This is a genomic window from Niveibacterium sp. 24ML (genome assembly GCF_026586805.1).
Classification (GTDB): Bacteria; Pseudomonadota; Gammaproteobacteria; order Burkholderiales; family Rhodocyclaceae; genus Niveibacterium.
This window is the reverse complement of sequence record NZ_JAPFHA010000003.1, coordinates 184071-210442: the sequence shown is the minus strand read 5'-3', so window position 1 is coordinate 210442 and position 26372 is coordinate 184071. Positions and strand designations below refer to the sequence as shown.

The following is a 26372-nucleotide window of genomic DNA, read 5'->3' as shown; positions in this document are numbered from 1 at the left end:
CGCAGGACTGCACCGGGCCGATAGACCGCTCAGCGCAAGGGGGCGAGCAAGTCCGGTCGGTCGGTGATGATCGAATCCACGCCGTAGCTTTGCAGCAACTGCGCATGTGCCAGATCGTTCTCGGTGTAGGTCGCTAGACGATAGCCCGCCCGCTTCACCGCGCTGGCGGTTTGCGCATCCAGCAAGCGGCCATCGCAAACGAGGCCAATCGCGCCAAGCACTTCGAGTCGCGCGCGCCAATCAGGCGGGATGGCTTCAAACAGCAGCGCACGCGGCAAGTCGGGGGCGGCCTCAGCCGCGGCGGCAAGCGCCTCGCCACTGAACGACGAAAGCAGCGGCAAGCGATCATCGCCCGCCCACCCGAGTGCCGCAGCAAGCGCTGCGGCCCGCCCGGTGGCATGATCAAAACCGCTTGCCGGCTTGATTTCCACGTTCGCCGCAATCCCCAGTGCACGGCAGCGCCGGATGGCATCGGCGAACAAGGGAATGCGTTCGCCCGCGAACCGCTCCGAACGCCAGCTACCGGCATCAAGCCGCAACAAGGTCTCGTCCGGCGTATCGGAAACCGCCCCGAATCCGCTGGTAGTGCGTTCAAGGGTTTCGTCGTGGATGAGCACCGGCGTTCCACTGCCGGAGAGCATTACATCGAACTCGACCCCGTAGCAGCCGTGGGCGACTGCGAACTCGAGCCCGATCAGGGTGTTTTCAGGGGCCAGCGTGCCGCCACAACGGTGGGCAACAATCCGCGGCAGCGACCACTGGCCCATGCTGGATCAGCGCAGACCGAGTGCGCGAACCTTGGCGACTGCCTCGTCCAGCGCAAGCTTGGCTGCCTTGCCCTGGTTCCAGACGGCGTCGAGCTCGTCGTTCAAGACCTTGAGCGTGCGCGGATCACGACCCAGCGTAGTGGCACGCGAGTTAGCCGTTGCCGGCTTGGCGATCAATTGATCGATCGCGACCTTGACATGGCCGAGTTCGGATCCGAGCGACTGACTGCCCGCAGCGAAGGCGCCTGCGCGGTTCAGCGGCAGATAGCCTGTCGCGCGCATCCACTCGATCTGCTGAGTCGGCTCAAGCCAGAATGCGACGAACTTGGCGATCGTCTTGTACTCGTTCGCACTACGACCCGCAGTCACCCAGAGGCTGGCACCATCCGCCAGGGTGTTTTGCTGCGCGCCGGCAACGTCGGCGTAGTAAGGCATTGCGCTCACGCCGACGCCAAAGCCGCCGCTGGAAACCGCCGGCATCGCCGACTGCCCGGCAATCAACATGCCGCACTGGCCGGCGGCGAACTTGCCAACCGCCTCGTCACCATGACCGAAAATGTTGAGGTAGCGCGACTTCTGCCAGGACGCCATGCGCGCAATGTGCCGCACATAGTTGAGGCCGTTCACCGCCAGCTCACCCTTGGCGTTGACAACCGCTTCGTTGTGCCACGCAGCTGCGTTTTCAAGCAACACGGTTGCCGGGCGCGCCACAGCCAGCGGGCATGCAACGCCCGCATCGGCGAGCTTGCCGGCGACTTCCTGCACATCGGCCCAGGTGCGAACCGGGATGCCGGCATCGACACCGCTCTTGCGCAGCATGTCCTGATTGACGAAGAACACCGGGGTTGAAAGACCAACCGGCAGCGCCAGCAGACCCGCCTTGGCGTCGAAAGACACCGGCGCAACCACCGGCGCGGCCCGCTCAAGCACGGCCGGCTTCACGCCCGCGTCTTTGAGCACCGCCGCCATCGGCTTGTAGCGCTTCTTGCCGGCGAGGAAGTTCATTTCGCTCTCGCCTTCCAGGATCTGCATCGCAGCGGGGGCGCTGTCGCTCCAGGCTTGCTCCGACAACACGATCCGGCTGCCCTTGTTGGCCTCGTTGAAGCGTTCAATCAGGGCTTTGAGCGCATCCTGTTTCTCTTTGGACAACTGGCTGCGCAGTTCGATATCGGCGGCCGGTGCGGGTGCCGCTTTGGCTTTCTGCGCCCAAGCGGGCGCGGCAATCAACGAAAGCGACAAAGCAATCGGCGTAATCAGGCGAAGTGTGTTCATGGGTAAGCGACTCATGGCTGCTGCAGGAAGAGGCGCCGATTATATGCAAGCCGCAACACACGCAAGCACCCACCCGATGAAAGGCAATCAAGTTCTGTCATCGGGGGACGTAATCATTACTGGAACACCTAGCCCCGGAGCCGCACCATGCAACGCCCAAACACCCCCGCTATCCCGCTCGCACTGCTATGCCTGAGCCTGCTGAGCGCATGCGAACAACTCGGGCTTGATGACACGCGTGCGGTCGAAGCAGAAGGCAAGGCGGTTGGTGCCGCTTGCCGCCACGCCGGACGTGCGCTGGAGGACTGCTACCAGTTCAATCCGAAGGCGCCCAAGGCGGCGGTGTTTGCCGGCTGGAAGGAAATGAACGACTACATGACCGAGCAGAAACTCGAAGTCATCAAGCCCACGGTACCGCCCAGCCTGCCCAAACCAAAGAAAAAGCCTGCCTCCGAAACCGGCGAAGAGGACACTGACGCAAAGCCGGATGAGAGCGCAGAGAGCGATGCTTCGTCGCCGACCACAAAGAATCATGATGAAAACAGCGGTGATTCAAGCGACAAAGCGGCCGAGGACAAGGCCAGCGGCAAAGCTGGCGCGAAAGCCAAGCAGGCCGCTTCAGCGCCGACAAACTAAGCAGGGTCAGGTGACGGGCGCCAGTAAGCCTCGCGCCCTTCGCGGCCCCAAGCGTGCCACCAGCTGACAAACTCGGCGACCGGCATCGGGCGCGCGAAGAGGTAGCCCTGCGCGGCATCGCAGCCCAGCTCGCGCAACTGCCGCAGTTGCTCTTCACGCTCGACGCCCTCGGCGACGACGTTCAGCCCCAGCCCCTGCGCCAGCAGGATGACCGAGCGGACAATCGCATGATCTTGCGCAGTTTCGGGCATCTTCCTGATGAACATGCGGTCGATTTTCAAGCGTGTAGCGGGTAGCCGGCGCAACCAGGCGAGCGACGAGTACCCGGTGCCGAAGTCATCAAGCGCGACGCCATGGCCCGCGTCACGAAGGCGGCGGATCACGCCGATGGTCTGCGCGTCATCGGCGATCATTGAACCCTCGGTCAGCTCAAGCGTCAGCAAGGGTGGCGCCACGCGCCAGGTCATCAGTGCCTGCGCCACGAACTGAGGCAGTTCGGGGTCGCGCAAGTCGCTGCCGGCAAGGTTGACCGACAGTCCAGCCTGCACGCCGGCCGCTGCCAGGTCCGCCAGAATGGCCGACGCCCGCTGCACCACAAAACGGCTGAGCTGATCCATCTGCCCGAACTGCTCGGCAAGCTCTACCACGACAGGGGGTGGCACCATCGTTCCATCCGCGCGCTGCCAGCGCAGCAAGGCCTCTGCGCCGTGGCAGGCGCCGTCGGCAAGGTGCACGATCGGCTGCAGATGCAGGCTGAAGACGTTGTTGCGCAGCGCATCAACGAATTCATGCTCAAGCCTCGCCCGATCAACGCGTTCGAGCTCCAGTTCGGGACCCGCGATGCGGAGGTTCAGGCCGTCCCTCAGCGCGGCCGCACGGGCCCGACGGGCAGCGTTGAATACGGCGTCAGCGGTATCCCCCTGCTCTGGCGACACCGCCACCCCAACGCAAAGCGTTGCGTGCGAAGCCACACCGCTGGCACGAAGCGCCCGCGCACCAGATTCAAGCAGCGCCGCCGCCGCAAGACGCACCCGCATGTCGGCACCAATGCCAGGCGCCCACAACACCCATTCGTCGTCGCCCACCCGGCACAAGCCATCTTGCGATCGGGCACAGCCCGCCAGCGCTGCCCCAAGTGCAAGCCGGGCCTGGTCGCGCTCAGCACTGTTGAGCATCACAGCGCTGGCCGTCCATTGAAGGAGCACAGCCAGCATGGCGTGCGCACCGGCCGCGGGCTCACGTGCGTTGAACAACTGGTCGAGCGCAGCCCGGTTGGGTAAGCCCGAGGCCGCGTCCGTATGCTCGGATAGCCAGCGCGCGCGCGCCTCGGCGGCGCTGGAGGCCTCTGCCAGGAGCCCGACCACGAACAGCCCCAGCCGACTGAGAATCTGGAGAAGATCGACATCCAGACGCGACACACTGGCCCGGCCCTTGGCCAGTTCCTGATACAGAAGGTCGAGCACCACCGCCGCAACCCGCGCCGGCAAGCTTGCCGGCGCCCCCTTGGCCCGCAGCACAAGCCAGCGGCTGCGCATGGCGATGGGCCAATCCTCGGTGAGCTCCCACCCCACTACGCCAAGCGTGGTATCGAAGAAGCCGCCGGCCGCATCGCCGGAGCCGCAGTCCAGACATTCAACACGCAGTGCACCGACGCGCTCTCTCAGTCGCGCGGACAAAGCGTGCGCGTCCGAGCTTTGCCAGAACGCACGCAACGCACTGCGCTCGCGTTCGCCAAAACCTTGTGCTTGCAGCGCCTCAGCGATGCGCTCGTCGGCCAGAATCGGAGGAGGCGTCATCGGCATCGCGGTCAGGCCAGATAGAACTGCGCCGGGTCGATTCCGAACGCATGCTCGGGCAAGGAACGAACAATCCGATACGGCTCATTCCCGCCTGGCACCAGTGGATCAAACAGCAGATCAATCGTATGGGGATTCGCATTGGCCGAGTGATCGGGTGCGAGCAGGATCATCACCCGGGGCTGGAGCCGCCGCACCCGGTTCTGCGCCACCACCACCGCAACTTCGCCTGAATTAAGTTCAACCAGTGTGCCTGCCGGATAGATACCGATGCATTGCACATACTGATCCACCAGCACCTCGCTGAAGTGCTTGTTGCGTTGGCTGATCAGGGTTTCAAGAGCTCGCTGGGCGGACACAGCCGGACGCCAGGATCGATGGCGGGTCATCGCGCAAAAGCTGTCGACAATGCCTGCCATTTCGCCGAAAACCCCGATCTGCTCGCCCTGGATGCCCTCCGGATAGCCACTGCCATCGAAGCGCTCGTGATGTCGCGCAACGATCTGAATCAGTTCGGGATCCGCATTCGCGTCGGCTCGCAGGATCAGCACCGCGCTCTCGACATGAGTCTTGAACAGCTCGTACTCAAGCGGGGTCAGCGCCCCCGTCTTGGCGAGCAAACGCTGTGACAGCCGCAGCTTGCCGATGTCCAGCATCAGCCCCGCCATCCCCAGGAGCACGATCCGTTCCTCGGGCAGGCCAAGATGGCGCGCAAAAACCATCATGTAAGTGCTGCAATCGAGCGCGTGATCGTAGGTGTAGCGATCCGTTCGCTTCAGACGAGTCAGCCAAAGCAGGGCATCGGGATGTCGCACGACGCTGCGCATCATGTCGCCCACCACTTCGCGAGCACGGCCAAGGTCAGGCGGAACCTGCCTTTCAACGTCGCGCAGGATTTCCTTGACCGCGATGACCGCCTCACGGTGTACCGGGGCCGCCGCAACCAGCTCCTGCTCAAGCGGCACCCGGATCGGGTAAGGCGCCTCCTCCTGAACCTCACCCTCATCCACGAACGCTTCCTCGACACCGTTTTGCCCAAGCGCGTCGCGCGCGCGCGCTCGCAGCCAAGCCCAAACCCCTGTCTGCTCGGGCTTGTTGCAACTCGCGGGCGGCTCATCTGCCAGCAAATCGGGCGGCAAGGCCGTCTGTGCCGCTTGCCAGGCAAGGACCGGCCCCCCATCGACGGCCGGCTGCCCCGGGTCCGACTCTTGCTGTTTCAAGAAGCGCAAGAGCTCAAAGAAGTCGGTCGGCGCCTGAGGCAATGGCATCGGCGGCAATTCGGCACTTGGCGAGCGCCGCACTGGCGCATCAACTTGCCGGGGCAGCGGGTGTTGGTGCCTTGCCTCGGAAAGATCTCGATCTATTGCGACAATTCGGCAAACGGCCCGCAACTGCGCCAGTTGTTGATCGTTCTCGATCATGAAGCCCTGGATCAGGAATGGTGTCTCCAGCCAGGGTCGATCCAGTTCCGCCACGAACATGCCGAGCTCCAGCTCCGAGGTCGCCACGAATTCCTTCAATTGCCCACCTCAATCAATTCCGCCCGCATCGGGTAACATGCCCAGTCCACTTCAGCCTGTGACCCGCCATGGACTTTACTAGTCGCGCCATCGCCTATTGCCGCCCAGGCTTTGAAAAAGACCTCGCCGCAGAGTTCGCGGCCAAATGCGCAAAATCCGGCGTCGCCGGGCAATCGCACAGCACACCGGACTGCGGTTTCGTGCTGCATGAGTTCGACGCCCCGCTTGAAGAAGCGCAGCGCGTGGTTGCATACGACCAACTCGTGTTTGCGCGCCAGCTCATCTGGGTGCGCGAAACTATTGACGATCTGCCGGAAAAAGACCGACTGACCCCCTTGATGGCGGCAATCGGCCGCCTGCATGGCCGCTTTGGCCGCGTGTGGGCAGAGACGCCCGACACCAACGAAGCCAAAACGCTCTCCTCGTTCTTCAAACGCTTCATGCCGATCCTTGAGAGCGCCCTGCACGACAACAAGCGCCTTTTCGATCGCCCCGACGCACCGAACCTGCACCTCTTCTTCACCAGTCCAAAGCGCGTATTCATCGGCACCTCGGATCCCTCGCAGGCCTCGCCGTGGCCCATGGGCATTGCCCGACTCCGCATGCCACGCGAGGCGCCAAGCCGATCGACGCTCAAACTGGCCGAAGCTTTCTTCGGACTGCTCAGCGAAGACGAACGCAAGTCCAGCCTGAGGGCTGGGCTCAAGGCGGTCGATCTGGGTGCGGCGCCGGGGGGCTGGACTTGGCAATTTGCGCATCGCGGTTTGTTGGTCACTGCCATTGATAACGGCACGATGGCCGAAAGCGTTAGGGCGACGGGCATGGTTGAACACATCCGCGCCGACGGTTTTGTCTGGAAGCCACCGCGCCCGGTGGAATGGATGGTCTGCGACATGGTCGAGCAGCCCTCGCGCGTCGCCCAACTGGTGGCCGAATGGGTGGCCTCCGGGCGCTGCCGTCGCACGATGTTCAACCTCAAGCTGCCGATGAAAAAGCGCCATGAAGCACTGGAACAGGCGCGCAACCTGATTTACCGCCGCATGTCGGTCTCGGGCCGCGACTGGACCCTGCGCTTCAAGCACCTCTACCACGATCGCGAGGAAATCACCGGCTACCTCGCCGCAACCAAGTAAATGCGCAAGGCGAAGCTCCCCTGCCCGTGTGGCGGCAGCAGCTACGCAGAATGCTGTGGCCGCTGGCATGGTGGCGAAGCGGCGCCCACCGCCGAAGCCTTGATGCGTTCGCGCTACAGCGCCTTCGCATTGGGCTTGGCCGACTATCTGCTCAGCTCTTGGGCGCCAGCCACGCGCCCGACGGAACTCGATCTGGATGAATCCCCCAAGCCAAAATGGATCGGGCTTGAGGTGTGTGCCCACCACAGCAATGGCGACGAGGCCCGCGTCGAATTCATCGCACGCTTCAAGGTCGGCGGCCGCGCAGGGCGTTTGCATGAAACAAGCCGCTTCGAGCGCATCGACGGCCGCTGGCTCTATGTCGACGGCATCGAGCACCGCGACTGAAACAATGCTGCAAAGTGCATCAAACAAAGCACCCGCACGCTGCGCACCCGCTGCACCCCGCGATTCACAGCTTATCCACAGATTGCCCCACAGATTCTGTGGATAAGCTTCACCAGGCGGATCGCAAAGGGGGTTCGTCCCCCCATCAACCGTTCAAGTCCGCACACTCAAGGCCGTGAATGCACACACGGGCAATCATGAGTTGCCTGACAAAACATACGGAACCGGAACCGACGAACGCCGTATCAAAACGGCATACCCAGACGAAGCCGCGGGCAACCCCCGCGGCTTTTTATTTTGGCGACACCCTAAATGAAAAAGGGGGCTGCAAAACTGCGCCCCCTTCGCTGCTGGCTTGCCGCAAAGCCACCTTAGCCGAGCTTCGCCAGCCGTGCCATCACGCAGTCGCGCCCCAGCACTTCGAGTACCGCATCAATTGCGGGCGTCTGGCTCACGCCAAGCAGCGCCACACGGAGCGGTATCGCAACCTGGGGCATCTTCAGGCCATGCTCGTTGCAGGTTTCCTTGATGGCGGCACTCAAGGTGGCTTTATCCCAGACTGCGCCGGCAAATCGCGCCTGCAAGGAACGCAGGGCAGCCTTGGCGGCATCGGTGAGATGCTGGCTCGCCATCTCCTCCGACGGCTGGATGTCGATGTAATAAGCCTCCACCGAGTCCGCCAGTTGAACCAGGGTGCTCACCCGCTCACGGTAGAGCGCGACAACCGCCTCAAGACTCGGCCCGTTCTCAATCGATACGCCACGCTTGGCCAGGCGCCGCGCCGCATCCGCCACCAGCACCGCGGGCTCGGCCTGTTTGATGTAGTGCGCGTTGAGCCAGTCGAGCTTTTCAAAGTTGAATTGCGCTGCCGAGGGCGTGATGCGATCGAGATCAAACCACTCGACGAACTGCTCACGCGAAAACACCTCGTCGTCGCCGTGGCTCCAGCCCAGTCGTGCAAGGTAGTTGATGACGGATTCAACCAGATAACCATCGTCGTCGTACTGCATCACGCTGACTGCGCCGTGGCGCTTGGAGAGCTTCTGCCCGTCCGAGCCGAGGATCATCGACAGGTGGCCGTACTGCGGCAATTCGGCGCCCAGCGCGCTGAGGATGTTGATCTGGCGCGGCGTGTTGTTCACATGATCGTCGCCGCGGATCACATGGGTGATGCCCATGTCCCAGTCATCAACCACGACACAGAAATTGTAGGTGGGCGTGCCATCGGGGCGCGCGATGATCAGGTCGTCCAGTTCTGCGTTATCGAACTCGATCAGCCCCTTCACCACGTCGTTCCATGCAACCTTGCCGCTTGTCGGGTTCTTGAAACGCACCACCGGCTTCACGCCTTCTGGCGGCGTCGGCAGCACCTTGCCCGGCTCTGGACGCCAGCGGCCGTCGTAGCGCGGCTTGTCACCCCGTGCGCGCTGCGCTTCGCGAATCGCATCCAGCTCTTCGGGTGTCATGTAGCAGTGGTAGGCAGTACCGACCTCCAGCATCTGCGCGATCACGGCCTTGTAACGATCCATCCGCTGCATCTGGTAGAACGGGCCCTCGTCCCACTCCAGGCCAAGCCAGTTCATGCCGTCGAGAATCGCCTGCACCGCCTCGGGCGTGGAGCGCGCCACGTCGGTATCTTCGATGCGAAGGATGAAATCACCGCCGTGGTGACGGGCATAGGCCCAGGAGAACAGCGCGGTGCGCGCGCCGCCGATGTGCAAGAAACCGGTGGGGCTGGGGGCAAAGCGGGTACGGATGCGTCGAGTCATGGCAAGGATTGGCCGGAATCGGGAAAGACCGACATTCTACCGGAGCACAACGCCAGTTCGCCCGAACTATTGACCATCGAAATCGACCACGGTATAGTCGCGGACTTCGCTGCAAACCGGGCAGTTAGCTCAGCGGTAGAGCACTGCCTTCACACGGCAGGGGTCACTGGTTCGATCCCAGTACTGCCCACCACCGGTTTGTACGAAACGCAAAGCCCAGCCCTGCTGGGCTTTTTGCTTTCTTGCCACCTGCTATCGCTGGCAACCAGCCATCGCGCTGTCGCCACGCAGGCGCAACCGCGAAACGAATTGCGACGATTGCGGCCCCGCCCGCGCGCCACGTTGCGAATAGACTCACTCCAGCGCGTACTCGACAAACCGAGGTCGCGTCGTGCCCCCCATTCTTGCATCAAGGACTGATCGTGTACCCCGGAGAGAGATTCAACGCCTGGACCCACCTTGTCGGCGCCGTGCTGGCGCTAACCGGTGCGATCTGGCTGCTCGCCATCGCAATTACGAGCGGCGATGGCTGGAAGGTCTTCAGCATGGCGGTGTACGGCGTCGCGCTGGTGCTGCTCTACAGCAGCTCAACGATCTATCACAGCGTCCGCGGGCGTGCGAAACGCATCCTGCAGAAGCTCGATCACTTGTCGATCTATCTGCTGATCGCCGGCAGCTACACGCCCTTCTGCCTGATCAGCCTGCGCGGGCCGTGGGGCTGGTCGCTGTTTGCCACGGTGTGGACGCTGGCGATCGTCGGCATGATCCAGGAGATCAAACCGCGCTCGGAAGCCCGCGTGATGTCGCTGGTGATCTACGCGGTGATGGGCTGGATCGTGCTGGTCGCCGTCAAACCGCTGATCGCAAGCTTGGGCACAGCCGGCTTCATGTGGCTGGCGGCGGGCGGCATTTTCTACACCGTCGGGATCATCTTCTTCGCCTTCGACGAGCGCTTCCGCCACTGGCACGGCATCTGGCACTTGTTCGTGATTGCCGGCAGCCTGATGCACTTCATCGCGGTGCTGTGCTACGTAATGTGAGGCGTCGCAGGGCCAAACAAAAACGGCAGCAAATCCGCTGCCGTTTTTGTTGGCAAGTACCTGAACTCAAGTACCGACTGAAGCCAGCAGCGTCTCGAACGCCTGCTCGAACAACACCAGCCCCTCGTTCTGCAGGTGTTCGCCGACCACATTGAGGTCGATCCCCAGATCCGCCAGCGCTGCGAGGCTGACGCGCGCAGCGGCCACACCCTGAGCCAGCGTTGCCGCCGCCTCACCATGATCGCGGAAAGCGTTCAAGGTCGCCTCCGGCACGGTATTCACGGTCTGATCACCGATCAGCGTTTCGACGTACAACACGTCGCGATAGGCAGCGTTCTTGGTGCCGGTACTTGCCCACAGCAGCCATTGCGGGTGCGCGCCCGCAGCGGCGAGCGCAGCAAAGCGGTCGCCCTTCTGCCCCCAGTGCGCCAGCCAGTCGGCGTAGGCCACGCGCGCAGACGCGATGGCGATCTTGCCTTTGAGTGCATCCGGCACCAACGGGTCGATCTTGCTGTCGACGCGCGAGATGAAGACGCTCGCCACCGAACGAATCTGGCCGATCGGCAAGCCCGCGGCAAGGCGATCCGCCAGACCATCAGCATGCGCCTGAGCCACCGCCTCGACATGGCGCGGCGAGAACATCAGCGTGACGTTGATGTTGATGCCGGCCGCGATCGATTTTCGGATCGCCACCAGCCCCTCCGGCGTGGCCGGGATCTTGATCATCACGTTCGGGCGCGCGATCGCGCTCCACAGACGCTGCGCAGCGGCAAAGGTGCCGTCCGCATCGCGCGAGAGGCTCGGCGACACTTCGAAGCTCACGAAACCCTTGTTGCCATTGCTCTTGTCGTACAGCGGCAAGAAGGCATCGCAGGCAGCCTGGATATCCGGCAAGGCCAGCGCTTCGAAGCGCGCTTCCGGGTCCGTCAGCGTTGCCGGCAAGGCCGCCTTGGCCGCCACGTAAGCCGGGTCTTTCGACAAGGCTTGCTGGAAAATCGCCGGGTTTGAGGTCACGCCCGAGATGCCGTCTTCGGCGATCAGTCGGGCCAGTTCGCCGCTCTCGATCAGCTTGCGCGAAATCGAGTCGAGCCAGACTTGCTGACCGAGGGCATCGATAGCTTTCAGACGACTCATGCTGATTCCTTAATCAGGTTGTGCACCGCCTCGACGACACGTGCCGTGGTGATGCCGAAATGTTCGTAAAGGACCGGCGCCGGGGCCGATTCACCGAAGGCGTCGATGCCGATTACCGCGCCCTCCAGCCCGACATACTTGCGCCAGCCGTCGGTCACCCCCGCCTCCACCGCCACGCGCGGCACACCGCGCGGAAGCACCGATGCGCGATACGCAGCATCCTGCCGTTCAAACATGAAGCTTGAAGGCATCGATACCACACGCACCGGCACGTCATGTTCGGCCAGCACTCGCTGCGCTTCCATCGCAAGCGAGACTTCCGAGCCAGTCGCGATGATCACCGCCTTGGGCGCTGCTTCGCAATCGCTGAGCACATAGCCACCGCGGGCGATCGCATCGAGCTGTGCCGCGCTGCGGGTTTGATGCGGCAGGTTCTGGCGCGACAGGATCAGGCAGGTCGGCGTGTGCCGGTGCTCCACTGCAATGCGCCAGGCAACAAAGCTCTCCACCGCATCGCAAGGCCGCCACACATCGAGGTTGGGCACCATGCGCAGGGTGGCGGTTTGCTCCACCGGCTGGTGGGTCGGGCCGTCTTCGCCCAGCCCGATCGAATCGTGCGTGAACACCCAGATCGGGTTGATCTTCATCAGCGCCGCCATGCGGATCGCATTGCGGGCGTACTCGCTGAACATCAGGAAAGTGCCGGCAAAGGGGCGGAAGCCGCCATGCAACGCGATGCCGTTCATGATCGCGCCCATGCCGAATTCGCGCACGCCGTAGTTGAGGTAGTTACCCCCAGCTTCGCGCACCGGCACGCAGCCCTTCCACATCGTCAGGTTCGAGGGCGCGAGGTCAGCCGAACCGCCGAGGAACTCCGGCAGAAGCGGCGCGAGCGCCTGGATCGCGTTCTGCGAAGCCTTGCGGCTCGCAATCGCTTCGGCCTTGGTGTCGACTTCGCTCAGCAGTACCGCAGTCTTTTCAGAGAATTCCGCCGGCAAGTCGCCCTTCATGCGGCGCTCGAATTCAGCAGCCAGATCCGGGTAGTCGGCGCGGTAACGCGCAAACAGTGCATCCCAGGCGGTTTGCTGGGCCGCGCCGTTTTCACGAGCATTCCAGATCGCGCGCACTGAGTCCGACACTTCGAACGGGCCCGCCGTGATACCCAGTTGGGCGCGCGTTGCTGCGATCTCCGCCGCCCCCAGCGGCGAGCCATGCACATCGTGGGTGCCGGCTTTGTTCGGTGACCCCTTGCCGATCACTGTCTTGCAGCAGATCAGCGTGGGCTTGGCGGACTGCGCACGCGCCTGGCGCAGGGCAAGGTCCACCGCGTCGATGCTATGGCCGTCGACATCGCGGATCACGTTCCAGCCGTAGGCTTCAAAACGCTTGGGTGTGTCGTCGGAGAACCAGGGTTCGACATGGCCGTCGATCGAGATGCCGTTGTCGTCGTACAGCGCAATCAGCTTGCCGAGCTTCCAGGTGCCGGCCAGCGCACAGGCTTCGTGAGAGATGCCTTCCATCATGCAGCCGTCGCCCAGGAACACGTAGGTGCGGTGATCGACAACCGGGAAGCCCTCGCGGTTGAATTCCGCCGCGAGCAGACGCTCGGCCATCGCGAAACCCACCGCATTGGCGATGCCCTGCCCGAGCGGGCCGGTGGTGGTTTCGACCCCAGGCGTGTAGCCGTACTCCGGGTGCCCCGGCGTCTTGCTATGCAGTTGGCGGAAGCGCTTGAGCTCGTCGAGCGGCAGGTCATAGCCGCTCAGATGCAGCAGCGCGTACAGCAGCATGGAGCCGTGCCCGTTCGACAGTACGAAGCGGTCGCGGTTGGCCCAGGTCGGGTCGGCAGGGTTATGGCGCAGGTGGCGGTGCCACAGCGCAACGGCCACCTCGGCCATGCCCATGGGCATGCCGGGGTGGCCAGAATTTGCGGCTTGCACACCGTCCATCGCGAGGATGCGAAGGGCGTCGGCAAGGGATTGGGATGTGATCATCGGGAGCGTCTTTCCAGTTTCGGCGACAGAAGCGTAGCGCAGCCCCACCCGCCGGAAACGCCGCCCAGCCGGGATCAGCTTTTCCGTCCATCGATTCGGGAAAGGAATGCAGGCCAAACTATTCGCGGCGAACCGGGGAACCCCGGCGCGCCGCTTCACGCGGCCGTTAGCCGCGTGCGACTCAGATGTAGCTGTTGAGCAGGTTCTCGATCAGCTCCTGGCGGCCGGACTTCGGCGCGACGTCGACATTGCGGTCGAGCACGCGCTGAGCCACGGCATCCAGCCCCAGCTTGCCTGCCAGCACTTGCTGGCCGAACTCGACACGCCAGCCGGCGTAGCGATCCTTGGTGATCTGCGCGAACTTGCCGTCGGTGATCATCTTCTCGGCGATCAGCAGCGCGCGGGCCGACACATCCATGCCGCCGATGTGGCCGTAGAACAGGTCTTCGGCGTCGATCGACTGACGGCGCACCTTGGCGTCGAAGTTCAGGCCACCGGTCGTGAAACCACCTCCCTGCAGGATGTAGTACATCGCCAGCGCGGTTTCAGGGATGTTGTTCGGGAACTGGTCGGTATCCCAGCCGCACTGCATGTCGCCGCGGTTCATGTCGATCGAACCGAAGATGCCCAGCGCGATCGCGGTGCTGATCTCATGCTCGAAGCTATGGCCCGACAGCGTGGCGTGGTTAGCTTCGATGTTGACCTTAACGTCGTTTTCCAGCCCGTACTGCTTCAGGAAGCCGTACACCGTCGCGGTGTCGAAGTCGTACTGGTGCTTGGAAGGCTCACGCGGCTTCGGCTCGATCAGAATCGGGCCCTTGAGGCCGATCTTGTGCTTGTAGTCCACCGCCATGCTGAGGAAGCGGCCCATCTGCGCCAGCTCGCTCTTCAGATCGGTGTTCAGCAGGGTTTCGTAGCCTTCACGGCCACCCCACATCACGTAGTTGGCGCCGCCCAGCTTCACCGTGGCGTCCATCGCCTCTTTCACCTGCAGCGCGGCCATCGCGAAGATTTCCGGATCCGGGTTGGTCGAAGCGCCGGACATGAAGCGACGGTGGCTGAACAGGTTGGCCGTGCCCCACAGCAGCTTCATCCCGGTCTCTTCCTGCTTCTGGCCCAGGATGTCGACGATGCGGTGCAGGTTCGAAACGCTCTCGCGCGGCGTTGCGCCTTCCGGGGCCACATCGCGGTCATGGAAGCAGTAGAACGGCACGCCGACCTTGCTGAAGAAGTCGAATGCGACATCGGCCTTCACCATTGCGGCTTCCATGGCGTTCGGGATCTGGTGCCAGGGGCGCTGGAAGGTGTCGCCGCCGAACGGGTCAAGCCCGTTCCAGCAGAAGGTGTGCCAGTAGCAAGCGGCGAAACGCAGGTGGTCTTCCATGCGCTTGCCAAGCACCAGGCGGTCCTTGTCGTAGTACTTGAACGCCAGCGGGTTCTGCGAATCCGGGCCTTCGTATTTGATCTTGTCGATGCCTTCGAAATAAGCAGCCATTTTGGGTCTCCTTTGTTTTGGTTTAGGTACCGCGTCAGCGTGCGAACAGGTCGCGAAGGCGCGGATAAAGCTGGGTGAATCGTTCGTAGCGCGGCAGCAAGGCTGCGCGTTGTTCTGTATTGCAGGTATAGCGCGCACGGATCGCCGGTGCGCGGCAAACATCGGCCTCTTTGCCGCCCGCCGCGAGCCAGCCAAGCCGCGCCGCGCCAAGCGCGCCACCGGTTTCGCTACCTTCGAGCGTGACGATTTCCGTATCTAGCAGGCTGGCGAGCAGTTGAGCCCACTCGACACTGCGCGAACCACCGCCGACCAAGGCGAGGCGGCCGACTTCGGTGCCCGCCGCTTTGAGCGCGGCCAGGCCATCCATGGTGCCGAAGGCCACGCCTTCGATCACCGAATAGGCAAGATGCGCGTCGGTGGTGTCGTGGTTAAGGCCGAAGAACACGCCCTGCGCCTGCGCGTCGTTGTGCGGCGTGCGCTCACCCGAAAGGTAGGGCAGGAAGATCGGCGCCGCAGCGCGCTGTGCATCGGTGAGCGCGTTGGCCTTGGCGAGCAACTCCCCTTCGTTGGCAGCATTGACCAGACGTGTCACCCAGCTCAGGCAGCTTGCCGCAGAGAGCATCACGCTCATCTGGTGCCAGCGCCCCGGCAAGGCATGGCAGAAGGCGTGCACGGCCGATGCCGGGTTCGGGCGGAACTTGTCGGTCACGACGAAAAGCACACCGCTGGTGCCCAGCGACAGAAAACCGTCGCCCGGCGCCACTGCGCCGATGCCGACCGCGCTGGCAGCGTTGTCGCCACCGCCGCCGGCCACGATCACCCCGGCCGACAGGCCCCAAGCCTTCGCGACCTCGGGCAACAAGGTGCCGGATGCTTCGCTGCCTTCAACCAGCCGCGGCATCTGCGCACGGTTCAGGCCGGTTGCGGCCAGCAGTTCGTCCGACCAGTCGCGCTTGGCCACATCGAGCCACAAGGTTCCGGCAGCATCGGACATCTCGGAGACTTTCTCGCCGGTCATCCGCAGCCGCAGGTAATCCTTGGGCAGCAGCACGCTGGCGATCTGGCTGAACACCGCGGGCTCATGCTTGGCCACCCAGGCCAGCTTCGGTGCGGTAAAGCCGGGCATCGCAAGGTTGCCGGCGATCTGCGGCAAGGACGGCAAACGCGCAGTCAACTCATCGCATTCAAGCGCCGAGCGGGTGTCGTTCCAGAGAATTGCCGGGCGCAGCACGCGGTCTTGCGCATCCAGAAGCGTTGCGCCGTGCATCTGGCCCGAAAGCCCGATCGCCGTCACGCTGGAAAACTCGCTCGGCACCTTGGCACGCAATGCCGCCATCGCACGCCCGGTGGCAGACCACCATTCTTCCGGATCCTGCTCCGACCAGTGTGGATGCGGCCGCGAAAGACCAATCTTTTCGCCCGCAATGGCTACGATTCGGTGGTCATCTGCCAGCAGCAGAAGCTTCACTTCCGACGTGCCCAGATCTATGCCTAGAAACATGTTTCGGTCCGTCCTTCCTTGCGCTTGCATCGATTGGCAGCGCCGATGAGATAAATCTAGTCGCCAATTGTTCGGGCGTCAAACTATTTATCAAAGAATCTTGCAATCGTTTTCTTCGACCAAGCCTATCAGCATCGCCGACACCGCGAAACCCTAAAGGCTTACGTACCCCTGTTAGCGCATGCGAACCCTCGCTGGCTGCGGGGTCACCGGTCGCGATAGAATCGCGCCCTCATTTGCGCAGGACCCGTCATGAGCCAGACCCCACTCGATTACACCGCCGCCGGCGTCGACTACAGCAAGATCGACCCGCTCAAGATCCTCGCCCAGCAGGCCGCTAGCGCCACCAAGGGCAACCTCGCCGCGCACGGCGTAAGCGAAATCCCCGCCTCGCGCGGCGAATCGGCTTATGTGATGGACGTAGGCGGCGTGCTGATCGCCTCGATCACCGAGTGCCTCGGCACCAAGGCGCTGGTCGCCGATGCGGTGCGCGCCATCACCGGGCGCACCCACTACGACAGCATCGCGCAAGACACCATAGCGATGGCGGTTAACGACCTGATTACGGTTGGCGCCACGCCGATGTCGGTGCACGCGTACTGGTCGGCCGGCGGCAGCGACTGGTTTGCCGACGAGCAACGGATGCGCGATCTGGTGAACGGTTGGCAGCGTGCCTGCGACGTCTGCAAAGTCAGCTGGGGCGGCGGCGAAACCCCGGCGCTGGCCGGCGTGGTGGAAGCAGGCCGCATCGACCTGGCGGCTTCGTCGGTCGGTATCGTCCGTTCGCGTGAGCATCTGACGCTGGGCGACAAGCTTGCCGATGGCGATGCGATTGTGTTCCTTGCGTCGAGCGGCATCCACGCCAACGGCGTGAGCCTCGCACGCAAGCTGGTCGAGCGCCTGCCCGACGGCTACGCCAGCAAGCTCTCCGACGGCCGCATGTACGGCGAGGCCTTGCTCGATCCGACCGCGCTCTACGTGCCGGTGACCGAGGCGCTGTTCGCCGCCGGCATCATCCCTCACTACTGCGCGAACATCACCGGCCATGGCTGGCGCAAGATCATGCGCCACCCGGGCAGCTTCACCTACCGCATCCAGACCCTGCCGCCGGTACCGCCGGTGCTCGCTTTCATTCAGGAGAAGGCGGGCATCGACAACCGTGAAGCCTACGGCAGCCTGAACATGGGCGCGGGCTTTGCGCTCTACGTCGCAGCCGCCGATGCAGCGCGCACGGTTGAGATCGCCCGCGCGAACGGCATCGACGCCTGGCTGGCAGGGCGCGTTGAAGCCGGCGCAAAGCAAGTGGTGATCGAGCCGCTTGATCTGGTCTTTGCGGCGGACGAACTGCACCTGCGCGCATAAAGCCTGTCGGTCAGAGATCCCCGAGGGCGCTGCGTTCAAGCAGCGCCCTCATCGCTTGTGCCGCCCCCAGCGGAATGCGGTAGCGCACGTAGGGGCTGATCTGTGTGGCCTGCGGGTTGATTTCAACCGTCGGGACGCCCGCCTGCACCGCCCAGGCGACCGGCTCAACGATGTACGGAAAGGTACTGGTCGTTCCGATGCTGAACACCAGGTCAAAACCCTCAGCCAATTCCGCGTAAAGCCGTTCAAGGTCCTGTTGCGCCAGGCGCTCGCCAAACAACACGACTTCCGGCCGCATCCATGCACCGCAAGCTGCGCACACCGGCGGCAGGCTGCGCCCCTCCAGCGATGTCACCGCTTCGCGAAAGCCACATCCGGTACAGCGCAAGCGCCGCAAACTCCCGTGAATCTCGATCAGGTTCTGGCTACCCGCCGCATGGTGCAAACCATCGACGTTCTGGGTCAGCACCAGCGCATGCGGCGCGCTGGTCTCGATCTTCCGCAAGGCATGGTGAGCATCGTTGGGCACAGCGCCACGGCAGCTGCGTTCGATCTGCGCAAGGTACTTCCAGGTCAGCGCCGGGTGGGTGCGCAGCATTTCGCCAGACAGGGCATCCTCGATGTCGATGCCCTCGTCAGTCAGTTGGTCGTTGTAAAGACCATTGATGCCCCGATACGTGGGCAAGCCCGAATCGGCCGAGATGCCGGCGCCGGTTATGAAGAGGATACGGCGCGCATCCCTCAGGCACTGTGCAACACGGCCCAGCGTATCTTCCAGTTGAGACATCTTGCTCACTCCAAGCCCGATTCGTGCGGCGAGGCAATCGCGCCCCCATCTGCACTGGACCAATCGGACGCGCCCAGTACCCGCCTGATCGTAACGCGCCACTCATCCGCCCGACGCGGCCGTCGTCAAGCAGCTGCACATTTCAGGTTCGCGCAGCGTGAGCAGGGAAATCCGCCATTGCTGTTGAGTCGCGGCAGGCGGGCGTCTACGATTACGGGTTTGCCGCCAGCCAGCCCGCCGTTTGGCGCCCCGAACAATCGCCCCACCCGGCCCACCGCCATCGTGAGACAACTCACCCTCAACCTGCGCCCCGAACGCACGCCGCGCTTCGACAACTTTGTTGTCGGCGCCAATCGCGAAGCGCTAGACAGCGTGCGCCTGCTGGCCTGCTATGGCCAACCGCAGGCGATTTACCTGTGGGGTGAGGCCGGCAGCGGACGCAGCCACCTGTTGCAGGCGGCGGTGGCGGATGCGCGCGCAAACGGGCGCGCCGCCGAACTGGCCAAGCAACCGGGCAGTGATGGCGACTACCCCCTGCCCCCGGGCGGCCTGCTGTGTCTCGATGCGGCGGACAGCCTAGACGCAGCCGGTCAGGCGGCGCTGTTCCGCTCGTTCATCCGCGCCCCCGGCCAGGCGTGCAGTTTGCTGATCGGCGGCGATGCTCCGCCAGCAAGCCTGCGGCTGCGTGAAGACGTTCGCACACGGATCGGCCAATGCCTGGTGTTCGAGCTCAAGCCCCTCGATGACGGGCACAAAGGAGAAATGCTGGCGCTGTATGGTCTGAGCCGGGGCCTGATGCTCGAGCCGGATCTGATCAGCTGGCTCTTGCGACACGGCCGCCGCGACCTGCCTTCATTGCTCGCTGCGATCGACACGCTGGACGAGGCCTCGCTCGCCCGCCACCGCCCCCCAACCCTGCCACTGCTGCGCGAACTGATGCAAGGCAATCTGCTGCCCCCGGAGGCCTCATGAATCTCGCTCTCTTCGATCTCGACAACACCTTGCTCGCTGGAGACAGCGACTATGAGTGGGGTCAGTTCATCGTTGACCAGGGTCTCGTAGACCGCGCCGAGTACGAAGCCCGCAATGCCGAGTTCTACGAGCAGTACAAGGCCGGCACGATGAACATCTTCGAATACCTCGCCTTCGCGCTCGCCCCGCTGGCGAAGCGCCCTCGCGCCGAACTCGAATCCCTGCACGACCAGTTCATGCGCGAACGGGTGGATGGCATGTGGCTGCCCGCCGCCCAGGCGCTGGTCGACCGCCACCGGGACGCGGGCGACCTCTGCGCGGTGGTGACTGCCACCAACGCCTTCGTTACCGGCCCCATCGTCCGCAAGCTAGGCATCCCCCACATGGTGGCCACGACACCAGCACAACAAGACGGCGAATTCACAGGCCTGCCGCGCGGCACCCCGGCGTTTCAAGCCGGCAAGATCGAGCGCGTCGAGCACTGGCTTGAATCGCTCGGCTTGCACTGGGGCAGTTTCGAGCGCACCTGGTTCTACAGCGACTCACGCAATGACCTGCCGCTACTCGAACGCGTCAGCGACCCGGTTGCGGTCGATCCCGATCCGGTGCTGCTGGCGCAGGCACAAGGCAGGGGCTGGCAGGTCCTCAGCCTGCGCGGCTGAGTCACCGCACTGTTACAATTAGCGGATTTTTCAAAGAAGAAGACGAACTCACACCCAATGATCCGCAAGCTACTGCGCCGAGTATTCCGCCGCGAGCCGGCCGCCGCGACCGCGGTTCGCGCCATCGAGCCGGCCGTCATCCCGCTCGCCCAGCACGGCATCACGCGCGACCGCATCTCGCCGGCAGCCCGGCGCGTGTGCAGCACGCTGCAGGAAGCCGGCTTCAAGGGTTTTGTCGTGGGCGGTGCGGTACGTGATCTGATCGCGGGTATCACGCCCAAGGATTACGACGTCGCGACCGACGCCACTCCGGAGCAGGTACGCGATCTGTTCCGGCGCTCGCGCATCATCGGGCGCCGCTTCCGCATCGTTCATGTGATGAGCGGCCCGGAAACCATCGAGGTCTCCACCTTCCGCGCACTGCAAAGTGAAGACACCCACACCGACGAGCACGGCCGCATCCTCGCCGACAACGTGTGGGGCACGCAGGCCGAAGACGCCACCCGCCGCGACTTCACGATCAATGCGCTCTACTTCGACCCGAGCACCGAAACGGTGATCGACTACCACCACGGCGTGGGTGATCTGAAGCAGAAGACGCTGCGCATCATTGGCGACCCGGTCACGCGCTACCGCGAAGACCCGGTGCGGATGCTGCGCGCGGTGCGCATGGCGGCCAAACTGGGCCTGATCATCGACCCGGCCGCGCGCAAGCCAATACTTGAGTTGGCCGAGTTGCTCGAAAACGTGCCGCCGGCACGGCTTTTCGACGAAATGCTCAAGCTGCTCACCAGCGGCCACGCGGTGGCCTGCCTCAAGCAACTGCTCGCCGAAGGCCTGCACAAGGGGCTCCTGCCGCTGCTCGACGTGATCCTTGAGCAACCGATGGGCGAGCGATTCGTCTGGCTGGCGCTCGAAAACACCGACGAGCGCGTCCGCGCGGGCAAGCCCGTGTCACCCGGCTTCTTATTCGCCACACTTTTGTGGCATGAAGCCCTGGCCAACTGGGAAGCGCGCAAGGCGCGCGGCGAACCCAACCAGGCCGCGCTGTTTGACGCAATGTCCGAGGTGCTTGACCAACAGGCCGAAAAGCTGGCGATCACCCGCAAGATTTCGGCCGACATCAAGGAAATCTGGGCCTTGCAACCGCGCTTTGAGCGCCGTGCCGGCAAGGCGCCCTTCCGTCTTCTTGAGCAGCCCAGATATCGAGCAGGCTATGACTTCCTGCGCCTGCGCGCGCTCAGCGGCGAACTGCCGATCGAAGTAGCCGACTGGTGGAACAACTTCGCCGACGCCAACCCTGATTCGCGCGAAACCATGCTGGTACCCGATCAGGACGCTGCGGCCAAGAAACGCCGCCGTCGCCGGCGCAAGCCCGCTGGTGGCGATACGGCGGCCTGATGAGTGAACTGTCGCGCGCCTGGGTCGCATTGGGTGCAAACCTGGGCGAACCCCGCGCTGCCTTGAACCGCGCCATCGAATCGATCGCCCGGCTTGCGCAGTGTCGCCTCGTCGCGCGCTCCTCGCACTATCGCAGCGCGCCGGTCGACGCGCCCGGACAACCCGATTACTGGAATGCGGTCGTCGCGCTGGATACCGGGCTCGAACCCCTTGCGCTCTTGCGAGCGCTGCAGCAGATCGAGCAAGCCAATGGCCGCGAGCGCAGTTTTCGCAACGCCCCGCGCACGCTCGACCTCGATCTGCTGATGTTTGGCGATATCTCGCTCGCGACCGAGGAACTGACCCTGCCGCATCCCCGCATGCACTTGCGCGCGTTCGTCCTCGCGCCGCTGGCCGAAATCAACTCGGATCTGCAGATTCCCGGCCACGGGCGCGTCGCAGCACTGCTGCCATCGGTTCGCGATCAACTGATCGAACGCATGGATTGAGGCGCCACCGGCGCCGCACCGCGCAACTCATCGCCGCCTTGTGTATGCTTGCCGACGTCAATCATCACTCTCAGGACGCAGCACAGAATGCTTGAAAAGGCGCGCCACATCGTGGTGGAAGGTCCGATCGGTGCTGGCAAGACCAGCTTTGCGCAACGCCTCGCTCAGCGGCTGGACGCCGACCTGATGCTTGAGCAGCCCGAGCTCAACCCCTTCCTTGGGCGCTTCTACGAAAACATGGACCGCTGGGCGTTGGCGACCCAAGTGTCCTTCCTGTACCAGCGGCACGACCTGCTTGCGCAGTTTGCCCAGCACCCTGCCGAGCGGCGGGTGGTGTCTGACTTCCTGATCGAGAAAGACCCGCTGTTCGCAGGCCTGACGCTTGGCGCAGACGAAGAGCGCCTCTACCAGCGCCTTTACGCAACGCTGCAGCCACAGATCCCGCGGCCCGACCTGGTGATCTACCTGCAAGCGCAGCCAGAGATCCTGATGGATCGCGTGCGCAAGCGCGGCGTGGGTGCCGAGCGCAACATCACCGAAAGCTACCTGGCCAGCGTGTCAGAGCGCTATGCCAGCTTCTTCCATCAGTACGACGCCGCACCGCTGTTCATCGTCAATGCGGAAGTGCTCAACCCGGTCGACCAGGACGACGACTTCGAATTGATGGTCGATCGGCTCAATGCGATGCGCAGCTATCGTGAATTCTTCGGCTACGCCCAGTAGGCGCGCCGCCCAGACGAAACCTTTTCCAGCCAGACCAACACGCAACGCGCACGCATCGCCCCCAAACGGGAACCGAAGCGCCCGTCCCCGACACCCTGGCGGACAGGCAAGGCGCATGCAGCAAGGACGTCCCACAATGACTTATCTCCAGAACGATCGCCCCGTTACCCTCACCGAACTCGCGAAGATGCGCGCCGAGGGCCGCAAAATCGCGATGCTCACCTGCTACGACGCCAGCTTCGCGGCCCTGCTCGAGCGCAATGGCGTTGATGTGATTCTTGTCGGCGACTCGCTCGGCAACGTGCTGCAAGGCCACAGCAGCACCTTGCCGGTCACGATGGAGCACATGGTCTATCACACGCAGTGCGTTGCACGCGGCTGCAAGCGGCCGCTGATCGTTGCCGACATGCCATTCGGCAGCTATCAGGAAAGCCCGCAGCAGGCGCTGCGCAACGCGGTGCAGTTGATGGCGGCCGGCGCACACATGGTCAAGCTCGAAGGCGGCGCGTACATGGCCGATACGGTGCGCTTCCTGGTGGAACGGGGCATTCCCGTCTGCGGGCACATCGGGCTGACCCCGCAGGCGGTGAATCAGTTGGGCGGCTACCGCGTCCAGGGCCGGACCGAAGAAGGTGCACGCCAGCTCAATACCGACGCCAAGGCGCTTGAGGCAGCCGGCGCGGCGCTGATCGTCCTTGAAATGGTGCCAGCCACCGTTGCCGCGGCGCTCACGGCATCCCTCACATCCATGGCAAGCATCGGGATTGGTGCAGGCAAGGACACCGATGGCCAGGTGTTGGTCCTGCATGATCTGCTCGGCGTCTTCCCCGGCCGCAAGGCGCGTTTCGTGCGTAATTTCATGGAGGGCGCCGCCAGCATCGACGCAGCCGTCGGCGCGTACGTGACGGCGGTTCAGGAAGGCAGCTTCCCTGCCGCCGAGCACACCTACTGAGACAACGCGTTCGCAAAAAAAAGGGCCGGTCATCCCGGCCCTTTGCGTTGGTGCTGGCGGTGCGTCAGGTTTTCTTGGCGTCGGTCTTCTTGTCAGCCGTGCCCGACTTTTCGGTCTGTTGCTCGGCGGACTTCTTAGTGGATGCGCCTTGCTCGTGCCCAGCCATATCGCCACCGGGGCAAGCCAGCACAGGCGCCGAGAGGAACGCCGCAATCACGACGGCAATGGAAGCTGCGTGTTTCATTTTTTCTGGCTCCGGTTGGGGTGAGTTGTCAATCTAGCAGGCCACGCTCGCCCTGTCAGCCTCGCACGAAGAACAGCACGGACATCAGCAGGCCAGTCAGCACAATCAGGCCCCGCAGCAGCGCCGGCGGGATTCGCTTGCCAGCGCGTGCGCCGATGTAGCCGCCCGCCACGGCGGCAAGCATCATCGGCAGGGCCTTGCCCCAAACCACCGCCCCGCCAAAGGCATAGAGACACACGGCCACCGCGGTCAGTACGGCAGACACGAGATTCTTGAGTGCATTCGCGCGCGCCAGGCTTCGCTCGCCCAACACGGCATACAACGCAAGCAACAAGATGCCGAGCCCGCCGTTGAAGTAGCCGCCGTAAATCGAGACCAGCGCAACACCACTGGCGTTCGCACCCCGCCCGGCTTGCAGCCCGGTGTCGCGTGACAGGCGTGCAAGCAGCCAGGGCGCCACCGCGAACAGCACCGTAGCCAGCAGCAGCAAGCACGGCACGATGCGGCGAAATGTGCTGTTGGGCGTATGCAGCAACAGGGCCGCGCCGAGGGCGCCACCGCACAGGCTCAATGCCAGCGTCAGGCCCAATTGCCGGCGATCGAGACCCGCAAGTTCCTCGCGGAACGCCCAGGTGCTGGCGACATAGCCGGGCAGCAGCGCCACCGTTCCGGTGGCGTTGGCCATGAGTGCCGGCACGCCCGCAAATACCAGGGCCGGCAGGGTCAGAAAACTGCCGCCGCCGGCAACCGCATTGAGGCCACCCGCCAGGAACGCCGCGCCGAGCAATGCCGCCCATTCGATCATCGCCGCACCGGGCATCACCCCGCGCCCTCGCCCGCCCAGTTTCGCGTGCGCGCCACGGCAGACTGCCAGCGCGCCATCCGGGCGGCCGCTTGGTCGGCGGACATCGTTGGCTCGAACACCGCTTCGGCACGCCAGTTGGCCGAGAGGGCGTCTTCGCTATCCCACACGCCCGCACTGAGGCCCGCCAGGAAGGCCGCGCCCAGCGCGGTCGTCTCGGTGATCCGGGGGCGTTGAACCGGCAGGCCCAGCAGGTCCGCCTGCATCTGCATCAGCAGATCATTGGCCGTGGCGCCGCCATCAACCCGCAGCGCCGCGATCGGCAGACCGGCGTCGGCCTGCATCGCATGCAGGAGCTCGGCCGACTGGAAGGCGATCGATTCGAGCGCAGCCCGCGCAATGTGGGCGCGGGTGCTGCCGCGGGTCAAACCGATCAGGGCGCCGCGCGCGAACGGATCCCAGTACGGCGAACCGAGGCCGACAAAAGCCGGCACCAGATAGACCCCATCGGTATCCGGCACACTGCGGGCGAGCGCCTCAATCTCGTTGGCACTGCGAATGATGCCCAAGCCGTCGCGCAACCACTGCACCACGGCGCCGCCGACAAACACGCTGCCCTCCAGCGCATAGGCGGGTGCGGCACCGGACTGGGCGGCGGCAGTGGTCAGCAATCCGTTCTGCGACACTTTGGGCGCCGCGCCGGTATGCATCAGCATGAAGCAGCCGGTGCCATACGTGTTCTTGACCATACCCGGCTGCAGGCAGGCCTGGCCTAGCAAGGCGGCCTGTTGATCACCGGCCACGCCACCAATGGGCACCGGCGCGCCAAAACAGGCGGCCGAACAATCCCCGAAGTGGCCCGCTGACGGCATCACCTGCGGCAAGAGCGCCGGCGGCACACGCAGCACGCCAAGCAACTCTCCATCCCAGCACTGGCGGTGAATGTCGAACATCAATGTTCGCGATGCGTTGCTGACATCGGTGGCATGCACCCGGCCATCGGTCAGGCGCCAGATCAGCCAGCTATCGACGGTGCCGAAGGCCAGTTCGCCGCGTTCGGCCCGTTCGCGCGCGCCGGGCACTTGATCGAGCAACCACGCCAGCTTGGTGCCGGAAAAGTAGGGGTCCAGCACCAGCCCGGTCCGTTCGCGAAACAGCGCCTCGTGGCCCGCCGCGGCGATCTGCGCGCAGATTGCCGCGGTGCGGCGATCCTGCCAGACGATCGCATTGTGAATCGGCCTGCCGGTGGCGCGCTCCCAGATCAGCGTGGTTTCGCGCTGGTTGGTGATCCCCACCGAGAGCAACTGCGACGCGCCCACGCCTGCCTTGGCCAGCGCCTGGCGCGCGGTTTCAAGCTGGGTTTGCCAGATGGCTTCCGGATCATGTTCAACCCATCCAGCTTGCGGATAGATTTGCGCAAACTCTTGCTGCGCCATGCTGACCAGCGCGCCATGGGTATCGAACACGATCGCGCGCGAGCTGGTCGTTCCCTGATCCAAGGCCAGCAAATAGCCCATAGTCTGCCCCCGTGTGTC

24 protein-coding genes and 1 tRNA gene are annotated in these 26372 nt (G+C 64.1%); 12 read left to right on the top strand and 13 right to left on the bottom strand.

Translation table 11 applies throughout. The annotated features are described in order from the left end of the window. Positions 1 to 29: 29 nt before the first annotated feature. The gene (gene ugpQ, locus OPU71_RS04060) at positions 30 to 767 is read right to left on the bottom strand and encodes a glycerophosphodiester phosphodiesterase (RefSeq protein WP_267725171.1); all 738 of its coding nucleotides are present in this window, start codon (positions 765 to 767) and stop codon (positions 30 to 32) included. A 6-nt stretch (positions 768 to 773) separates the two neighbouring features. After that, positions 774 to 2039 carry an extracellular solute-binding protein gene (locus OPU71_RS04055; RefSeq protein WP_267725169.1) on the bottom strand — a complete coding sequence of 422 codons (1266 nt, stop codon included), beginning with the start codon at positions 2037 to 2039 and terminating at the stop codon, positions 774 to 776. Positions 2040 to 2186: 147 nt separating this feature from the next. Here OPU71_RS04055 and OPU71_RS04050 point away from each other — a divergent pair, with 147 nt between their 5' ends. Next, on the top strand, positions 2187 to 2675 hold the full coding sequence (locus OPU71_RS04050; RefSeq protein WP_267725166.1) for a hypothetical protein: 489 nt from the start codon (positions 2187 to 2189) through the stop codon (positions 2673 to 2675). Here the strand turns inward: OPU71_RS04050 and OPU71_RS04045 are convergent. Together OPU71_RS04045 and OPU71_RS04040 are read right to left on the bottom strand one after the other, a co-directional pair. Continuing rightward, complete coding sequence (locus OPU71_RS04045; protein ID WP_267725164.1) at positions 2672 to 4471, bottom strand: putative bifunctional diguanylate cyclase/phosphodiesterase; 1800 nt, start codon at positions 4469 to 4471, stop codon at positions 2672 to 2674. The genes OPU71_RS04050 and OPU71_RS04045 overlap by 4 nt on opposite strands. Before the next feature lie 11 nt (positions 4472 to 4482). Next, positions 4483 to 5979, bottom strand: a complete 1497-nt coding sequence (locus OPU71_RS04040) for an HD-GYP domain-containing protein (protein ID WP_267725162.1) — start codon at positions 5977 to 5979, stop codon at positions 4483 to 4485. Positions 5980 to 6059: 80 nt separating this feature from the next. Here OPU71_RS04040 and rlmM point away from each other — a divergent pair, with 80 nt between their 5' ends. Together rlmM and OPU71_RS04030 are read left to right on the top strand one after the other, a co-directional pair. Beyond that, positions 6060 to 7124: a 23S rRNA (cytidine(2498)-2'-O)-methyltransferase RlmM gene (gene rlmM, locus OPU71_RS04035; protein WP_267725160.1), complete on the top strand. Its 1065-nt coding sequence runs from the start codon at positions 6060 to 6062 to the stop codon at positions 7122 to 7124. Then, entirely contained in the window at positions 7125 to 7511 is a 387-nt protein-coding gene (locus OPU71_RS04030) for a YchJ family protein (protein WP_267725157.1), read from the top strand. A 371-nt stretch (positions 7512 to 7882) separates the two neighbouring features. Here OPU71_RS04030 and gltX read toward each other — a convergent pair whose 3' ends face one another. Beyond that, positions 7883 to 9280 (bottom strand): glutamate--tRNA ligase, encoded by a 1398-nt coding sequence (gltX, locus tag OPU71_RS04025; RefSeq protein ID WP_267725154.1) that lies wholly within the window; start codon positions 9278 to 9280, stop codon positions 7883 to 7885. 118 nt (positions 9281 to 9398) lie between these two features. Between gltX and OPU71_RS04020 the strand changes: the two genes are divergently transcribed. Further along, positions 9399 to 9473, top strand: a tRNA-Val gene (locus OPU71_RS04020). A 229-nt stretch (positions 9474 to 9702) separates the two neighbouring features. Then, on the top strand, positions 9703 to 10320 hold the full coding sequence (gene trhA, locus OPU71_RS04015; protein WP_267725151.1) for a PAQR family membrane homeostasis protein TrhA: 618 nt from the start codon (positions 9703 to 9705) through the stop codon (positions 10318 to 10320). Between the two features lie 66 nt (positions 10321 to 10386). Here trhA and tal read toward each other — a convergent pair whose 3' ends face one another. From tal to xylB, 4 genes are all read right to left on the bottom strand, one after another. Next, on the bottom strand, positions 10387 to 11454 hold the full coding sequence (tal, locus tag OPU71_RS04010; RefSeq protein WP_267725148.1) for a transaldolase: 1068 nt from the start codon (positions 11452 to 11454) through the stop codon (positions 10387 to 10389). After that, positions 11451 to 13448 carry a transketolase gene (gene tkt / locus OPU71_RS04005; protein ID WP_267725147.1) on the bottom strand — a complete coding sequence of 666 codons (1998 nt, stop codon included), beginning with the start codon at positions 13446 to 13448 and terminating at the stop codon, positions 11451 to 11453. Before tkt ends, tal begins: the two co-directional genes overlap by 4 nt. A 181-nt stretch (positions 13449 to 13629) precedes the next feature. Continuing rightward, the gene (xylA, locus tag OPU71_RS04000; RefSeq protein WP_267725144.1) at positions 13630 to 14943 is read right to left on the bottom strand and encodes a xylose isomerase; all 1314 of its coding nucleotides are present in this window, start codon (positions 14941 to 14943) and stop codon (positions 13630 to 13632) included. Positions 14944 to 14977: 34 nt separating this feature from the next. Then, positions 14978 to 16444: a xylulokinase gene (gene xylB, locus OPU71_RS03995; protein WP_267725139.1), complete on the bottom strand. Its 1467-nt coding sequence runs from the start codon at positions 16442 to 16444 to the stop codon at positions 14978 to 14980. A 252-nt stretch (positions 16445 to 16696) separates the two neighbouring features. On the opposite strand from xylB, the gene OPU71_RS03990 reads away from it, so the two are divergent. Continuing rightward, positions 16697 to 17806 (top strand): AIR synthase-related protein, encoded by a 1110-nt coding sequence (locus tag OPU71_RS03990; RefSeq protein ID WP_267725137.1) that lies wholly within the window; start codon positions 16697 to 16699, stop codon positions 17804 to 17806. A gap of 10 nt (positions 17807 to 17816) precedes the next feature. On the opposite strand, the gene OPU71_RS03985 is transcribed toward OPU71_RS03990, so the two are convergent. Continuing rightward, positions 17817 to 18593, bottom strand: a complete 777-nt coding sequence (locus tag OPU71_RS03985; RefSeq protein WP_267725135.1) for an SIR2 family NAD-dependent protein deacylase — start codon at positions 18591 to 18593, stop codon at positions 17817 to 17819. Between the two features lie 282 nt (positions 18594 to 18875). Here OPU71_RS03985 and OPU71_RS03980 point away from each other — a divergent pair, with 282 nt between their 5' ends. From OPU71_RS03980 to panB, 6 genes are all read left to right on the top strand, one after another. After that, a complete protein-coding gene (locus OPU71_RS03980; protein WP_267725133.1) occupies positions 18876 to 19565 on the top strand; it encodes an HdaA/DnaA family protein in 690 nt (229 codons plus the stop codon). Next, positions 19562 to 20227 (top strand): HAD family hydrolase, encoded by a 666-nt coding sequence (locus OPU71_RS03975; protein WP_267725131.1) that lies wholly within the window; start codon positions 19562 to 19564, stop codon positions 20225 to 20227. Before OPU71_RS03980 ends, OPU71_RS03975 begins: the two co-directional genes overlap by 4 nt. Positions 20228 to 20284: 57 nt before the next feature. Beyond that, positions 20285 to 21628, top strand: a complete 1344-nt coding sequence (gene pcnB / locus OPU71_RS03970) for a polynucleotide adenylyltransferase PcnB (protein ID WP_267725129.1) — start codon at positions 20285 to 20287, stop codon at positions 21626 to 21628. Further along, a complete protein-coding gene (gene folK / locus OPU71_RS03965) occupies positions 21628 to 22116 on the top strand; it encodes a 2-amino-4-hydroxy-6-hydroxymethyldihydropteridine diphosphokinase (RefSeq protein WP_267725127.1) in 489 nt (162 codons plus the stop codon). Before pcnB ends, folK begins: the two co-directional genes overlap by 1 nt. An 87-nt stretch (positions 22117 to 22203) precedes the next feature. Further along, the gene (locus OPU71_RS03960) at positions 22204 to 22839 is read left to right on the top strand and encodes a deoxynucleoside kinase (protein WP_267725125.1); all 636 of its coding nucleotides are present in this window, start codon (positions 22204 to 22206) and stop codon (positions 22837 to 22839) included. 136 nt (positions 22840 to 22975) lie between these two features. After that, complete coding sequence (panB, locus tag OPU71_RS03955; protein WP_267725123.1) at positions 22976 to 23791, top strand: 3-methyl-2-oxobutanoate hydroxymethyltransferase; 816 nt, start codon at positions 22976 to 22978, stop codon at positions 23789 to 23791. Between the two features lie 64 nt (positions 23792 to 23855). On the opposite strand, the gene OPU71_RS03950 is transcribed toward panB, so the two are convergent. Genes OPU71_RS03950 through glpK form a run of 3 tightly spaced genes read right to left on the bottom strand, consistent with a single transcriptional unit; the run spans position 23856 to position 26354 of the window. Then, on the bottom strand, positions 23856 to 24035 hold the full coding sequence (locus OPU71_RS03950; protein ID WP_267725121.1) for a hypothetical protein: 180 nt from the start codon (positions 24033 to 24035) through the stop codon (positions 23856 to 23858). Positions 24036 to 24090: 55 nt separating this feature from the next. Then, entirely contained in the window at positions 24091 to 24840 is a 750-nt protein-coding gene (locus tag OPU71_RS03945) for a sulfite exporter TauE/SafE family protein (protein ID WP_267725120.1), read from the bottom strand. Positions 24841 to 24854: 14 nt separating this feature from the next. After that, complete coding sequence (glpK, locus tag OPU71_RS03940) at positions 24855 to 26354, bottom strand: glycerol kinase GlpK (RefSeq protein WP_267725118.1); 1500 nt, start codon at positions 26352 to 26354, stop codon at positions 24855 to 24857. Between the last annotated feature and the right edge of the window lie 18 nt (positions 26355 to 26372).

Bases quoted from the DNA above. Each gene is read 5' to 3' on its own strand.
- ugpQ (WP_267725171.1), bottom strand. From the start codon at position 767: ATGGGCCAGTGGTCGCTGCCGCGGATTGTTGCCCACCGTTGTGGCGGC.
- OPU71_RS04055 (WP_267725169.1), bottom strand. From the start codon at position 2,039: ATGAACACACTTCGCCTGATTACGCCGATTGCTTTGTCGCTTTCGTTG.
- OPU71_RS04050 (WP_267725166.1), top strand. From the start codon at position 2,187: ATGCAACGCCCAAACACCCCCGCTATCCCGCTCGCACTGCTATGCCTG.
- OPU71_RS04045 (WP_267725164.1), bottom strand. From the start codon at position 4,471: ATGACGCCTCCTCCGATTCTGGCCGACGAGCGCATCGCTGAGGCGCTG.
- rlmM (WP_267725160.1), top strand. From the start codon at position 6,060: ATGGACTTTACTAGTCGCGCCATCGCCTATTGCCGCCCAGGCTTTGAA.
- OPU71_RS04030 (WP_267725157.1), top strand. From the start codon at position 7,125: ATGCGCAAGGCGAAGCTCCCCTGCCCGTGTGGCGGCAGCAGCTACGCA.
- gltX (WP_267725154.1), bottom strand. From the start codon at position 9,280: ATGACTCGACGCATCCGTACCCGCTTTGCCCCCAGCCCCACCGGTTTC.
- tal (WP_267725148.1), bottom strand. From the start codon at position 11,454: ATGAGTCGTCTGAAAGCTATCGATGCCCTCGGTCAGCAAGTCTGGCTC.
- tkt (WP_267725147.1), bottom strand. From the start codon at position 13,448: ATGATCACATCCCAATCCCTTGCCGACGCCCTTCGCATCCTCGCGATG.
- xylA (WP_267725144.1), bottom strand. From the start codon at position 14,943: ATGGCTGCTTATTTCGAAGGCATCGACAAGATCAAATACGAAGGCCCG.
- xylB (WP_267725139.1), bottom strand. From the start codon at position 16,444: ATGTTTCTAGGCATAGATCTGGGCACGTCGGAAGTGAAGCTTCTGCTG.
- OPU71_RS03990 (WP_267725137.1), top strand. From the start codon at position 16,697: ATGAGCCAGACCCCACTCGATTACACCGCCGCCGGCGTCGACTACAGC.
- OPU71_RS03985 (WP_267725135.1), bottom strand. From the start codon at position 18,593: ATGTCTCAACTGGAAGATACGCTGGGCCGTGTTGCACAGTGCCTGAGG.
- OPU71_RS03975 (WP_267725131.1), top strand. From the start codon at position 19,562: ATGAATCTCGCTCTCTTCGATCTCGACAACACCTTGCTCGCTGGAGAC.
- pcnB (WP_267725129.1), top strand. From the start codon at position 20,285: ATGATCCGCAAGCTACTGCGCCGAGTATTCCGCCGCGAGCCGGCCGCC.
- folK (WP_267725127.1), top strand. From the start codon at position 21,628: ATGAGTGAACTGTCGCGCGCCTGGGTCGCATTGGGTGCAAACCTGGGC.
- OPU71_RS03960 (WP_267725125.1), top strand. From the start codon at position 22,204: ATGCTTGAAAAGGCGCGCCACATCGTGGTGGAAGGTCCGATCGGTGCT.
- panB (WP_267725123.1), top strand. From the start codon at position 22,976: ATGACTTATCTCCAGAACGATCGCCCCGTTACCCTCACCGAACTCGCG.
- OPU71_RS03950 (WP_267725121.1), bottom strand. From the start codon at position 24,035: ATGAAACACGCAGCTTCCATTGCCGTCGTGATTGCGGCGTTCCTCTCG.
- OPU71_RS03945 (WP_267725120.1), bottom strand. From the start codon at position 24,840: ATGATCGAATGGGCGGCATTGCTCGGCGCGGCGTTCCTGGCGGGTGGC.
- glpK (WP_267725118.1), bottom strand. From the start codon at position 26,354: ATGGGCTATTTGCTGGCCTTGGATCAGGGAACGACCAGCTCGCGCGCG.